This window comes from Spirosoma pulveris (assembly GCF_054781875.1).
The window spans coordinates 387,552-399,761 of record NZ_BAAGTO010000001.1; the positions used below are offsets into that span (position 1 = coordinate 387,552).

Here is a 12,210-nt window from a genome sequence, read left to right on the forward strand (position 1 = left end):
TTAATTTTGTCCGCAAAACGAAGTACCGTAAACCGAATACCCATTTTGATCCCTGCAGTTGACGCCCTGTTAAAAGACATCCGAAATAAACGGATTGCACCTGTTTACCTGATTCATGGGGATGAACCCTATTACCTCGACCGAATTGCCGAAGAACTGGAGAAAGTAGCGGTGCCCGTAGCCGAGCGCGGTTTCAATCAGTTTGTTCTCTTCGGTAAAGAGACGGATGCCGGAGCCGTACTGAACTATGCCCGGCGTTATCCATTCATGGCGGAGCGCCAGCTGGTGCTCGTTAAAGAAGCCCAGCAACTAAACGGCATCAACGACAAGTCGACCCAAACGCTATTTGAAGATTACGCCCTCAACCCACTCCCGAGCACGATTCTGATGCTGTGCTACGTAAAGGAAGACGGCAAGCCGGGTCTCGACGAGCGAAAAGCCTGGGTAAAAGCCTTCGGCGCGAAGGGGAAACTGCTGGGCGTTAAGAAACTGTACGACAATAAAATCCCAGATTGGGTGGGGGAGTACTGCCGGGAACAGGGTGCTAAAGTTAGCCCGAAAGCCTGTCAGCTTCTGGCCGATCATATCGGGAACGATCTTAAACGGTTGGCGGGAGAAATTGATAAAATTCTGATCAACCTCCACGTGGGTGAGGAAATCTCCGCTGCCACTGTAGAGCGACTGGTGGGTATCAGTAAAGAGTATAATGTCTTCGAACTTCAGAAAGCCCTTGTGCAACGCGATGTGGTGAAGGCCAATCAAATCGTCGATTATTTTGGCCGTAATCCCAAAGACAATCCATTGGTGGTTATTTTGTCGCAGTTATTCGGGTATTTCAGCAAAGTAATACTGGTACAGGCGTCAAAAGATCAGACGGATAAAGGACTGGCTCCGCTGTTGGGCGTCAACCCCTTTTTCGTTAAAGATTACCTCTCGGCCGCCCGCACATTTCCGCTCCCCAAAGTGGCCGCCATTATCAGCGCCATCCGCCGGGCCGACGCCCGTAGTAAAGGCATAGATTCGCCGACTATGAACGAAAGTGATATTCTTCGCGAACTGGTATTTGAGGTGTTGCATTAACTACCGGTGTACAGGATAGCAAGATGCTGGCCAGCCGCTAGGCTGGAAGGATTGTATAGCTCATCCACTTTTTTCTCCTCTATCCATCTAATATTCTTGGTATCCCCAAGTCAAATTCGCTCCTAGACAATAAGCCCGCTAGGTACTCTCAGCCATTTTGTCTAATATTGCAACATTGTTGCATTAATGAAGTTTAGTGATCAGGATAACTTGATTACAACCTGGCAAATGGGTGGTTTAACTAAAATAGGTTTACTAATAGGGTTGTGGGTAGTTACAGAAGCAGGTTGTTGGGCGCAAACCAACGCGTGTACCAATGTGCTAAAAGGACAGATAGTGGGGCAGGACAACCGACAGCCGCTCGTTGGGGCGACCCTCTATGTTCGGGAGTTGAAGACGGGTGCTGTTGCTGATTCAACGGGTTATTTTCAACTCGGTCAGCTTTGTCCCGGAAAATATACTGTTGATTTTCAGTTTGTTGGTTATAAAACCATAACACAATCAATCGTTATCAGGCAGGTACCGCTGGTTAACCTGAATTCGGTAATGTTGGTGCCTGATAATCAAACCTTGCAGGAGGTTGTTGTAACCGAACACCGGTCGGAAGCGCAGCAACTGCTTCAGACGCAGGTAAGCCTGTCGGGGGCGGCTCTCGACCAGACGAGGGGGCAGTCCCTGGGCGAGAGTTTGAAGGCACTTACCGGGTTATACTCCATTCAAACCGGCCCCAGCATCTCCAAACCGGTCATTCATGGCCTCTACAGCAATCGAATTATTGTGCTTAATAACGGCATCCGGCAGGAGGACCAGCAGTGGGGAACGGAGCACGCGCCCCAAGTCGACCAGTTTCTGGCGTCCCGGCTAACAGTAATCAAAGGAGCGGCCAGTATTCGCTACGGCTCCGACGCCATAGGGGGCGTCATCCTGGTAGAGCCCAGCGCCATGCCTACTCAGCCTGGTGTTCGGGCGGAGTTGAATCTAGTTGGGGCGACGAACGGGCGGATGGGCGTAGCTTCGGGTTTGGTAGAAGGGGCCTTTGGCCGGAAACTTACCGGATTGAGCTGGCGACTGCAGGGAACCCTGAAACGGTCAGGATACGTCAAAACCCCTGCTTATTACCTCGAAAATACCAGCTATCACGAAACTAACTTCTCCGGCGATCTGCATTACGATCACAAGAATTTTGGTGTTGAATTGTTTTACAGTCAGTTCGATACAAAGGTCGGTCTTTTCACCGGGGCACAAGTGGGTAGTTTGGCCGATTTGTACTCGGCCATTAGTCGGTCGGAGCCGCTGGTGAAGCCGGCCTTTTCTTATGCGCTGGACCGACCGTATCAGGCGGTTCAGCATGATCTGTTTAAAGGGCGCGCCCATCTTCACCTGCCCAGGGGAGGCACCTTAACCGCTACAGTGGCCCGGCAGCAAAATACCCGCCGGGAGTATGATTATGTGTCGTTCAGTGGAATAACGACGCCCGAACTGTACCTGAAACTAGTTACCCATACCACCGATCTGGTTTGGGAGCATGCACCGATCAGGACCCGGTCGGGTGGCCAGGCGGGGCAATGGTCCGGTAGTGTGGGTGTCAACGGCATCACACAGGGCAATGTGCGGCAATACCTGTTCCTGATTCCTAATTTTCGCAATTATGGAGCCGGAGTATTCGCCATTGAGCGCTATGCGGTGGGGCGTTTGACGCTGGAGGGCGGGTTGCGTTACGACTACCGATGGTTACGGGCCTACTTCCTCGATGAAGTAACGAAGCAGACGTATTATACGACTCATAACTGGCAAAACGCCAACGGGTCGCTGGGTATTGCCTACCAGCTCCGTTCCGATCTAACCCTTACCGGCAATCTAAGCACCGCCTGGCGAGCGCCCAATGTGGCTGATTTGTATTCAAACGGACTGCATCAGAGTGCTGTTGCCTACGAGCGGGGGAATCCCAATTTACAGCCGGAACAGGCTTTGAACAGTAACCTGGTGCTGGCCTATGCCGGCAAACGGCTAAGTGGCGAGATTGGCGTTTACGCTAACCGGATCGATAATTACATTTACCTCAAGCCAGATTCGGTACCCATCATCCGCCAGCGTGGCGCTTTCCCTTCTTACACCTATAATCAGGTACGCGCTTCGTTTCGCGGTGTCGATGCGACGCTAACGTACACCTTTACGGATCGGCTGTCATTGACAACGAAAAATTCGCTGCTGTTTGCTTACAACCAGACGGATCAGGACTATCTCGTTTTCATCCCCGCCAATCGGTCCGATAACACATTGCGTTACGATTGGGCTCGGTTGGGAAAACTCACTAAACCGTACGTGTCGGTAACCGGCTTGTACGTATCCCGGCAAAACCGAGCCCCCTCCGTAACAACCAGACAGGAGAACGGAGCCGTAATTTTCACCGGTGATTTTGCACCGCCACCACCTGCCTATTTTCTGTTGGGAGCTGAGGTTGGTTTCCAGACTCAACTTGGAAAGCAGTCTCTTCATGTCATCCTGAGCGGTACAAACCTTGCCAATATAGCTTACCGCGACTACCTGAACCGATTCCGGTATTTTGCTGATGAGCCCGGCCGTAACCTAATGCTCAAAGTAAAACTCCCCCTGGAGTTTTCCAAGAGGCCTTAACACCTTACCATTTTTTATCAACAACCTGTTTCACAATTAATCTCAACAACCATGTCGTACATCCAGAAGCCGATTCTATTTATCGCTTTCCTGACGCTTTTCGCTGGAGCCTGCAAGAATGACGAAACGAATGTAGCCCCAACAGATGATAATGAAGCGATTACCACGGCTACCTTAACGCTGACCAATAAAGCGGTGCCCACCGACATCATCACCGCCACAATCGACAACCTCAACACCACGGCTGACTTTAGTAAAGCAACATTGAATTTGAAAGCCAATACCAGCTACACAGGTGTAATCTCACTACTAGATAAAACAAAGACTCCAGTGCTCGATGCAACGGCGGAGATCAGGGAGAAAGCAAATGAGCACCTGTTTGTCTATACCCCCAGCACAGGCGTAAATCTGACCGTTACATTAACCGATAAAGACACAAACCCCGCACCGGGTCCCTATCCCATTGGCCTGATCACCGAAATGAAGACCGGTGCAGCTAGTTCCGGTAAACTAAAACTTGTCTTACGCCACCAGCCAGATACAAAGAACGGCTCGGCCACGCCCGGCACGTCGGATCTGGACACCGATTTCACAGTAGTGATTCAATAGGCATGCTACACCAGTTTGCCAAAAAGAGTTGAGATGATATGACACGTCAAAGATTATTATAAAAAACAGGAAATTTTTCCCAGACACTTTTCCTGTTTTTTATAATAATCTTTGACGTGTTTTTAGATATGCTTCCTTATAAAAAAGAATATATTATAACTCATACTCAATAGGTAGAATAGCTATATTTCACTGTCTGTCCACTAATTCAAGCTGAATCTTTTTTTTGTTTGCTGGGTGTATTTCAAGAATAAGCTCATACATTGAAATTTTTACAATCTCTATATAAATTGCCTAAGTTATTAAATGTATAAGCCGTACCGATTAAACTAATTTCCATAGCTTTTTTGTATAGTGAATCAGCTAAAGCAACGTTGCCTTATTATCCTAAAAAATGAGTATGTATTGGCTGCTTTTATATTTTTAATTATAAGCGGAAATATATGATTTTTTTTGCAGCCTGGATTAAGCCTAAATCTCTATTCATGTGTCCTGAATTGTTGTGTGCAAAGGCTGGCTAAGTAGGGTTTATCTTTCTTGATTTATTGAATAATTCTATTGCATCCTTTATGAAGCCTTGATCCTTTTTTGAAAGCCCTAGAAAGTTGTAAACGTAATGGTCTTTGGGTGCAAGTTGATTCGCTTTAAAAAACAGGTTATAGGTTTTATAGGCTTCTTTGAAACGGCCCTGATCTCGTCTAAGCAGCCCTAAATCGTTATAGGCTTCAATTTGCGTAGAATCTATTCCGATTGCTTGCAAGTACAAATTTTCAGCCGCTTTGAAATCTCCCTGTTCATTTTTGATTGCCCCTAATTTAATGTACGTATATGCGTATTTGGGGTTAATATATATTGCTTGCTTATACAAACTTTCTGCTTCTGGAATTAATCTCTGGTTTCTTTTGAGTAGCCCTGAATTTACATAAGCTTCCATCTGTTTAGGATTAACCTCAATCGCTTTCAGATAAAATCGTTCAGCGTCTAGAAATTTACCTTGATCTCACTTTAAATTCGCCAGCGTGTTGTACGCGTATACTTGATTCGGGTTAATTGTTGCTGCCTGAAGATAAAAATTTTCAGCAATCAGTGTATCTTCTCTGTTCTTTTTTATTAATTTTAATAAACCTGGATTAATATAAGCGTTAGTGCTTTTAGGGTTGACTTCAATTGATTTTTAAATAACTTCTCAGCCATATTATCATATCCTTGATTTCTTTAAAAAGATTGAAGTTATTATAAGCAGAGGCATTCAAGCTGTTTTCCTGAATTGATAATTTAAAATAGTTGGCCGTTTTTGACGTATCTCAGGCTAATACATGTTTTCTATTAAGGCTAAGATCAAATAGGCGTCAGACTTATCCGATATAGTTAAAGTGGGTAATTTATTGATTAAAAAAAGCTTGTCCTCGTTTAGCTTACTTTTTTCATAATGATAATTTGCTACCGTGATGGGCCGGATCTTTTTTAATTTACTCGCTTCTATTTTTGAAATTTATTTTGATATACAGTTAATACGTACGTTTGTTTTAGGCATCCGAGAGGAACGATGTTCAAGAAATGACCACGGGCTTCAACTGTATTATCCTGGAAACAAATATTTATTGGGATGAACGAGACCTTTTATTCGTTGTTGTCTGATAATCAACAGGCGTAGCTTCGGTATTATATAGCTTAACCGGCTTGGAGTCTTTCAGTTACAGTACATCGCTGGTTTGCTATTTAGTGTGGCTGGTTGAGGGACGTTTGGAGAACACATGGGATGGTTAAGCCTGTTTTAGCGTCTTCGCCTGATAGTTGGATAAGAGGATTATTGATTGCTCCGGCAGTCCGGTTTAAAATACGTTTCGTTTACAGCCAGCTTAATGAGTTGTACAGGTGGCTAAGCAATGGGGAGCATATTTGGTTTGCCAGCGCGGGACTATTGCAATTAAAAGAAAAACTCCTTAATCAGTTGATAGACAACCAATTAAGGAGTTCATTTTGGTAGCGGGGAGCAGGATCGAACTGCCGACCTTAGGGTTATGAATCCTACGCTCTAACCATCTGAGCTACCCCGCCGTTTCGTTTCACAAAAGTAAGAAAAATTCGTCTCAGCGCAAATAAAGCCGTTGACTTTCGCAAAAAAAATCGTTTACCTTTGCCAAGTACCCCTTATTTTAAGGCACATACAATATGGAGAAATTTAAGTTTATCACCGAATACGAACTTCGGGCATCTCCCAAAATGCTGTTTCCCTACATCAGCACGGCTTCCGGTCTGTCGCAATGGTTTGCCAGTAAGGTAAATACCATGCCGGAGCAGCGGTTTGATTTTCAGTGGGACAACGAAAGTCACATAGCACGGCAGGTTTCTATGCGGCAGAACAAAGGGGTACGGTTCGAGTTCCTGGATACCGATGAAGAAGGCACCGATAATAATTATGTAGATTTTCGGGTCGACCAGAGCGAACTGACGCAATCTACTTTTCTTCGGGTAATTGATTATTCCAATACGACCGATCAAGAAGAGCTTCAGGACCTGTGGGACGGGCTTATGGATAAATTGAAAGAGATAGTGGGTAGTTAAAAATAGTTAAGGAGGGCTGATGATGGAACCGCAAAGGTGTTCCCGTACGTATATATAGGTAGCCAGTACCCTAAATCGTCGGGGCCATTCCTTCGGTACAGCAGGATGAAGAAAATAGATAAATTAGTACTTGGCTCTTTTTGGGGGCCGTTTTTTTTAACCCTGGGCGTCGTCATCTTTATTTTCCTGATGCGACTCCTAATGTTTTATATCGACGAGTTCGTTTCCAAAGATCTCGATCTGGCCACGTTTGGTCGTCTGCTCTTTTACTTTTCCCTGTTGACAATCCCAACGGCCCTGCCGCTGGCTGTCCTCTTGTCTTCATTAATGACGTTTGGCAATCTGGGCGAATTTTTTGAACTCACTGCCCTGAAAAGCGCCGGTATTTCCCTTACCCGGGCCATGCGTCCGTTGCTCATCGTTGCCATTGGCATCAGTGCATTTTCGTTCTGGTTCAACAACTCGGTAGCTCCCTGGGCTAATCTGAAGGGATACAGCCTGCTCTACGATATTAAGACGGCCAAAGCCACGTTGAATCTGAAGGAGGGTATCTTCTACAATGACCTGCCAGGATACAGCATTAAGGTTGACCGTAAATTAAAAGCCGAAAAGGGAAGCACCACCGGCGATCTCCTCAAAGGACTGGTTATCTACAAACACCCGATTAGTGGTCTGGAAACAGGTAACCGCGAGATCATCCTGGCCGATTCCGGTCGTATGTATACGGATAAAGACCGGACTTACCTTGTTTTTCAGCTTTTCAACGGCAACGATTATCAAGAATACTCAGACAATAGTATCAGTTACGCCAGCAGCGGGCCAACAGCCCAGGGCGCACAGTTTATGCGGAATGGGTTTAAGGATTATAAACTCGTAATTAGTCTGGAGTCGTTCGGGATTAAACGAACCGATGAGAACCAGTTCGAATACCACGAATACATGAAAGACCTGAAGCAGCTTTCTGCCCTGACTGATTCGCTGCGGAAAGATTACAAAAATACCAGCCTGAGCGTAGCCGGAAACTCCCGACAATATTATAATTACCAGTTCAAATCCGATGCAATCCTGAAACAGAAAGTCCTGAAGGATGGGAAATGGGTCGATTCTCTATTAGCTGCCCATAAAATACCCCAGCATGAACTGGCTCAAATCGCCCTGAACCAGGCTCAGAATATTTTGTCGTACTCCACCTCGAACGTAACCTACCTTACCGAAAAAGAAAAAAATGTCTGGCGCTATCAGCTGGAGAGCCATCACAAGTTTACACAAGCCATCTCTGTCTTTGTCATGTTCCTGATTGGTGCGTCGATGGGGGCCATTATCAAGAAAGGTGGTTTTGGTTTACCGGTGCTTATTGCCATCGTCTTTTTTATTTTCCTGTATATACTGACCATCGCGGGGGATAAGTATGCCAAAGACGGTCTGCTCTGGGTGCCCATTGGGGCTTGGCTGGCGAATATCGTCCTGTTTCCTTTTGGCCTGTTGCTGATGCAGCGTGCCCGGCACGATTCCCGCCTGTTCGATAAAGATGTGTACGTTATTGCCTGGGAGCGGTTCCGAAAGCGATTTGACAAAAGGAATACGCTAGTAAAGAGTGAGGAGTGAGGAGGTTTGCTTTGATAGATACCACTTAATAAATTGCCACATACTTCTATTCACCGATATATTTCACTACCTTTGCACCCGAATTCAATTTATTAATCAAATTAGCTGTCTGAAGATGTATCTAACGACCGAAAAAAAACAGGAGATATTCTCCACCTCGGGCCACGCCAAAAGTGCAACGGACACCGGGTCGGCCGAATCCCAGATCGCGCTGTTCACTTACCGGATCAGTCATTTAACTGAGCACCTGAAAGTTCACAAGCACGATTACGGCACACAACTGGGTTTGTTGAAATTAGTTGGTAAGCGTCGTCGCCTTCTGAACTACCTACTTAAGAAGGATATCACGCGGTACCGGGCCATCCTGGCTGCGCTGGGACTCCGGAAGTAATTGGGTCACCCCAAAAAAGGGAATCTACCACACAGTAGATTCCCTCATTTTTGTTGTTTCTACTTGGACTAGACGTGGTGCAAACCCTTGCTGGACACAACGAGTAAACCGGTTTTCGAACCGGCGCGGTTTAAAGCTGTAAGAAGACGTATTCAAAATCTGTTGTATGTTTGAAATCACCACGCAATCCGTTGCGCTGCCCGACGGGCGGGAAATTACCATCGAAACCGGCAAACTGGCCCGACAGGCCGACGGCGCGGTGGTTGTACGGTTAGGCGACACCATGCTGTTGGCCACCGTCGTATCAAGTAAAGACGCCAAAGAGGGCGTTGACTTTCTTCCTCTATCCGTTGATTACCAAGAGAAATTCGCATCGGCTGGCCGTATTCCGGGTAGCTTTCAACGGCGCGAAGGTCGTTTGGGCGATCACGAAATCCTGATAAGCCGTTTAGTAGACCGTGCCCTGCGGCCTATCTTCCCCGATAATTACCATGCCGACACGCAGGTAATGATCACGTTGATCTCTGCGGACCCTGAAGTTCAGCCCGATGCTCTGGCGGCTTTGGCAGCTTCTTCGGCGCTGGCCGTATCGGATATTCCGTTTAACGGACCTATTTCTGAAGTACGTGTTGCCAAAATCGACGGGCAGTACAAGATAAATCCAAAAACGTCTGAGCTTGAGCGTGCAACTATCGATCTGATTGTAGCCGCTACGGAAAAAGACATTTGTATGGTAGAAGGCGAAATGGACGAATGTTCAGAAGCCGAAGTTGTCGAAGCACTTAAAGTTGCTCACGACGCCATCAAAGTACAATGCCAGGCGCAGAAAGAACTCGAAGCCAAAGTGGGTAAGACCGCCAAGCGGGAATATAACCACGAAACGCACGACGAAGACCTTCGGGCCGCTGTCCGCGCTGCTACCTACGACAAAATCTATGAAGTAGCCCGCCGGCAGAATCCAAGTAAAAAAGGCCGTTCGGAAGGCTTTAAAGCTGTTCGTGATGAATATTTAGCGTCTTTCCCGGAAGGAGCAGAGGTAAATGTGGGTTTGATCAAAACCTATTTCCACGACCTCGAATGGGAGGCCTCCCGTCGGTTAGTACTCGATGAGCGGACTCGTCTGGATGGTCGGAAGTTAGATCAGATTCGTCAAATCTCGGCTGAAGTTGGGTACCTGCCCGGCCCCCACGGTTCGGCGTTGTTCACACGGGGTGAAACCCAGTCGCTGACAACCGTAACGCTCGGTACCAAGACGGACGAGCAGATTGTGGATCAGACGATGTTCCAGGGCTACAGTAAATTCCTGTTGCATTACAACTTTCCCGGTTTCTCAACCGGTGAAGTGAAGCCCAACCGGGGAGCCGGCCGTCGTGAAATTGGTCACGGAAACCTGGCTCACCGTTCGTTGAAAAAAGTGCTGCCGCCTGCCGAAGAGAACCCATATACCATCCGGATCGTATCCGACATTCTTGAATCGAACGGCTCGTCGTCTATGGCAACCGTTTGCGCCGGTACGCTGGCCCTGATGGATGCCGGGATCAAGATCAAGGCTCCCGTTGCCGGTATTGCCATGGGCCTGATTTCGGATGGCGATAAATACGCCGTTCTATCCGACATCCTGGGCGATGAAGATCACCTGGGCGATATGGACTTTAAAGTTACGGGAACCGAAAAAGGGATCGTAGCTTGCCAGATGGACCTGAAAGTGGATGGTCTGTCCTATGAAGTGTTGGCTCAGGCTCTCGAACAGGCCCGTTTAGGCCGTTTGCATATCCTCGGGGAGATGAAGAAAGGCCTCGCTGATGTACGTGCTGACCTGAAACCGCATGCACCCCGTGCAATGGTTATCAAAATCGATACTAACCAGATTGGTGCCGTTATCGGACCCGGCGGTAAAGTAGTTCAGGATATCCAGAAAGATTCCGGAGCCGTTGTGAACATCGACGAGCATGACAATGCGGGCTGGGTTAGCATTTTTGCTACCAGCAAGGAAAGCATGGATAAAGCCATTTCCCGCGTGAAAGGAATCGTTGCGGTTCCCGAAGTAGGCGAAACCTATGTTGGCAAAGTAAAGACAATCCAGCCTTTCGGGGCCTTCGTTGAATTCATGCCGGGTAAAGATGGTCTTTTGCACATTTCCGAGATCAAGTGGGAGCGTCTGGAGACCATGGATGGCGTCCTGCAGGTCGGTGAAGAGGTGACGGTGAAGTTGATTGACGTGGATAAAAAGACCGGAAAGTATCGTTTATCGCGTAAAGTTTTGCTGCCGAAGCCAGAGAACAAAAATGCGTAAGTCATTGTTACTTTTTCGTGTAACGCATCGTCATACGTTTGCGTTATATAGTCACTCCACCGGGGACAACGGATTATGAGACAGCTAAAAATTTCAAAACAGATAACCAATCGCGAGAGCCAGTCGTTAGACAAGTACTTGCAGGAGATTGGTAAGGTGGACCTACTTACGCCCGATGAGGAAGTAACGCTGGCCCAGAAAATTCGTGAAGGAGACCAATTGTCGCTGGAGCGGTTGACGAAGGCAAACCTGCGTTTCGTTGTATCGGTTGCCAAACAGTATCAGAATCAGGGTTTATCGTTAGGTGACCTGATCAATGAAGGGAATCTTGGATTGATCAAGGCTGCCCAGCGCTTCGATGAAACCCGCGGATTCAAATTTATCTCGTATGCCGTCTGGTGGATTCGCCAGTCTATTCTTCAGGCTCTGGCTGAACAGTCCCGAATCGTTCGTTTGCCGCTCAACCGGGTTGGCTCACTGAACAAAATTTCGAAGACGTTCTCCGATCTGGAGCAAAAATTTGAGCGGGAGCCGTCGCCGGAAGAACTGGCCGCCGTACTTGAGATATCAGCTGCCGAAGTAGTTGATACCCTGAAGATTTCGGGTCGTCACGTATCTATGGATGCGCCCTTCGTACAAGGGGAAGAAAACAGTTTGCTCGATGTACTTGAAAATGATGGCGAGGACAAACCCGATTCGGGTCTGATCAACGATTCGCTACGAAAAGAAGTACAGCGGGCACTCTCGACGCTCACCCAACGAGAAGCAGATGTAATTACGCTTTACTTCGGTTTGAACGGCGAACATGCCATGACACTCGAAGAAATTGGTGAAAAATTCAATCTAACCCGCGAGCGGGTTCGGCAGATAAAAGAAAAAGCCATTCGTCGCCTGCGCCATACCTCACGGTCGAAAGCGTTGAAGACCTATCTGGGCTAAGATTCCTGTTTGCTTGTGAAAACGGCTCCTGCGAAAGTGGGCGCCGTTTTTTTGTTGAGTCAACTAAACAACCGTTTACGAAAAACTCCATTCG

General features: G+C 47.3%; 9 protein-coding genes, 1 tRNA gene and 1 pseudogene. 8 read left to right on the forward strand and 3 right to left on the reverse strand.

Annotated features, from left to right (window positions below):
* Window positions 1–45: 45 nt before the first annotated feature.
* The 3 genes from holA to ACYVJM_RS01565 all read left to right on the forward strand — a co-directional run bounded on the left by holA (window position 46) and on the right by ACYVJM_RS01565 (window position 4,323).
* Window positions 46–1,080, forward strand: coding sequence for a DNA polymerase III subunit delta (gene holA / locus ACYVJM_RS01555; protein WP_461146451.1), 1,035 nt, complete (start codon window positions 46–48; stop codon window positions 1,078–1,080).
* A 186-nt stretch (window positions 1,081–1,266) separates the two neighbouring features.
* The gene (locus tag ACYVJM_RS01560) at window positions 1,267–3,714 is read left to right on the forward strand and encodes a TonB-dependent receptor (protein ID WP_461146452.1); all 2,448 of its coding nucleotides are present in this window, start codon (window positions 1,267–1,269) and stop codon (window positions 3,712–3,714) included.
* 51 nt (window positions 3,715–3,765) lie between these two features.
* Window positions 3,766–4,323, forward strand: a complete 558-nt coding sequence (locus ACYVJM_RS01565) for a hypothetical protein (protein ID WP_461146453.1) — start codon at window positions 3,766–3,768, stop codon at window positions 4,321–4,323.
* A 517-nt stretch (window positions 4,324–4,840) separates the two neighbouring features.
* On the opposite strand, the gene ACYVJM_RS01570 is transcribed toward ACYVJM_RS01565, so the two are convergent.
* The 3 genes and pseudogenes from ACYVJM_RS01570 to ACYVJM_RS01580 all read right to left on the reverse strand — a co-directional run bounded on the left by ACYVJM_RS01570 (window position 4,841) and on the right by ACYVJM_RS01580 (window position 6,381).
* Window positions 4,841–5,191: a hypothetical protein gene (locus ACYVJM_RS01570; protein ID WP_461147720.1), complete on the reverse strand. Its 351-nt coding sequence runs from the start codon at window positions 5,189–5,191 to the stop codon at window positions 4,841–4,843.
* Window positions 5,168–5,311 (reverse strand): annotated as a pseudogene (locus tag ACYVJM_RS01575) (hypothetical protein); the annotation flags it as partial. The pseudogene ACYVJM_RS01575 and the gene ACYVJM_RS01570, both read right to left, overlap by 24 nt.
* Before the next feature lie 993 nt (window positions 5,312–6,304).
* A tRNA-Met gene (locus ACYVJM_RS01580) sits at window positions 6,305–6,381 on the reverse strand.
* Between the two features lie 114 nt (window positions 6,382–6,495).
* Between ACYVJM_RS01580 and ACYVJM_RS01585 the strand changes: the two genes are divergently transcribed.
* The 5 genes from ACYVJM_RS01585 (at window position 6,496) to ACYVJM_RS01605 (ending at window position 12,116) form a co-directional block, all read left to right on the forward strand.
* Window positions 6,496–6,888, forward strand: coding sequence for an START-like domain-containing protein (locus ACYVJM_RS01585; RefSeq protein WP_461146454.1), 393 nt, complete (start codon window positions 6,496–6,498; stop codon window positions 6,886–6,888).
* A gap of 105 nt (window positions 6,889–6,993) precedes the next feature.
* A complete protein-coding gene (locus ACYVJM_RS01590) occupies window positions 6,994–8,493 on the forward strand; it encodes an LptF/LptG family permease (RefSeq protein WP_461146455.1) in 1,500 nt (499 codons plus the stop codon).
* 115 nt (window positions 8,494–8,608) lie between these two features.
* Window positions 8,609–8,884, forward strand: a complete 276-nt coding sequence (rpsO, locus tag ACYVJM_RS01595; RefSeq protein WP_012926579.1) for a 30S ribosomal protein S15 — start codon at window positions 8,609–8,611, stop codon at window positions 8,882–8,884.
* 166 nt (window positions 8,885–9,050) lie between these two features.
* Complete coding sequence (pnp, locus tag ACYVJM_RS01600) at window positions 9,051–11,177, forward strand: polyribonucleotide nucleotidyltransferase (RefSeq protein ID WP_461146456.1); 2,127 nt, start codon at window positions 9,051–9,053, stop codon at window positions 11,175–11,177.
* Between the two features lie 75 nt (window positions 11,178–11,252).
* Window positions 11,253–12,116: a sigma-70 family RNA polymerase sigma factor gene (locus ACYVJM_RS01605; RefSeq protein WP_009282104.1), complete on the forward strand. Its 864-nt coding sequence runs from the start codon at window positions 11,253–11,255 to the stop codon at window positions 12,114–12,116.
* Window positions 12,117–12,210: the final 94 nt, after the last annotated feature.

Excerpts from the sequence above, each read along its gene's own strand:
- ACYVJM_RS01560 (WP_461146452.1), top strand. The coding sequence starts at position 1,267 with ATGAAGTTTAGTGATCAGGATAACTTGATTACAACCTGGCAAATGGGT.
- ACYVJM_RS01565 (WP_461146453.1), top strand. The coding sequence starts at position 3,766 with ATGTCGTACATCCAGAAGCCGATTCTATTTATCGCTTTCCTGACGCTT.
- ACYVJM_RS01585 (WP_461146454.1), top strand. The coding sequence starts at position 6,496 with ATGGAGAAATTTAAGTTTATCACCGAATACGAACTTCGGGCATCTCCC.
- ACYVJM_RS01590 (WP_461146455.1), top strand. The coding sequence starts at position 6,994 with ATGAAGAAAATAGATAAATTAGTACTTGGCTCTTTTTGGGGGCCGTTT.
- rpsO (WP_012926579.1), top strand. The coding sequence starts at position 8,609 with ATGTATCTAACGACCGAAAAAAAACAGGAGATATTCTCCACCTCGGGC.
- pnp (WP_461146456.1), top strand. The coding sequence starts at position 9,051 with ATGTTTGAAATCACCACGCAATCCGTTGCGCTGCCCGACGGGCGGGAA.
- ACYVJM_RS01605 (WP_009282104.1), top strand. The coding sequence starts at position 11,253 with ATGAGACAGCTAAAAATTTCAAAACAGATAACCAATCGCGAGAGCCAG.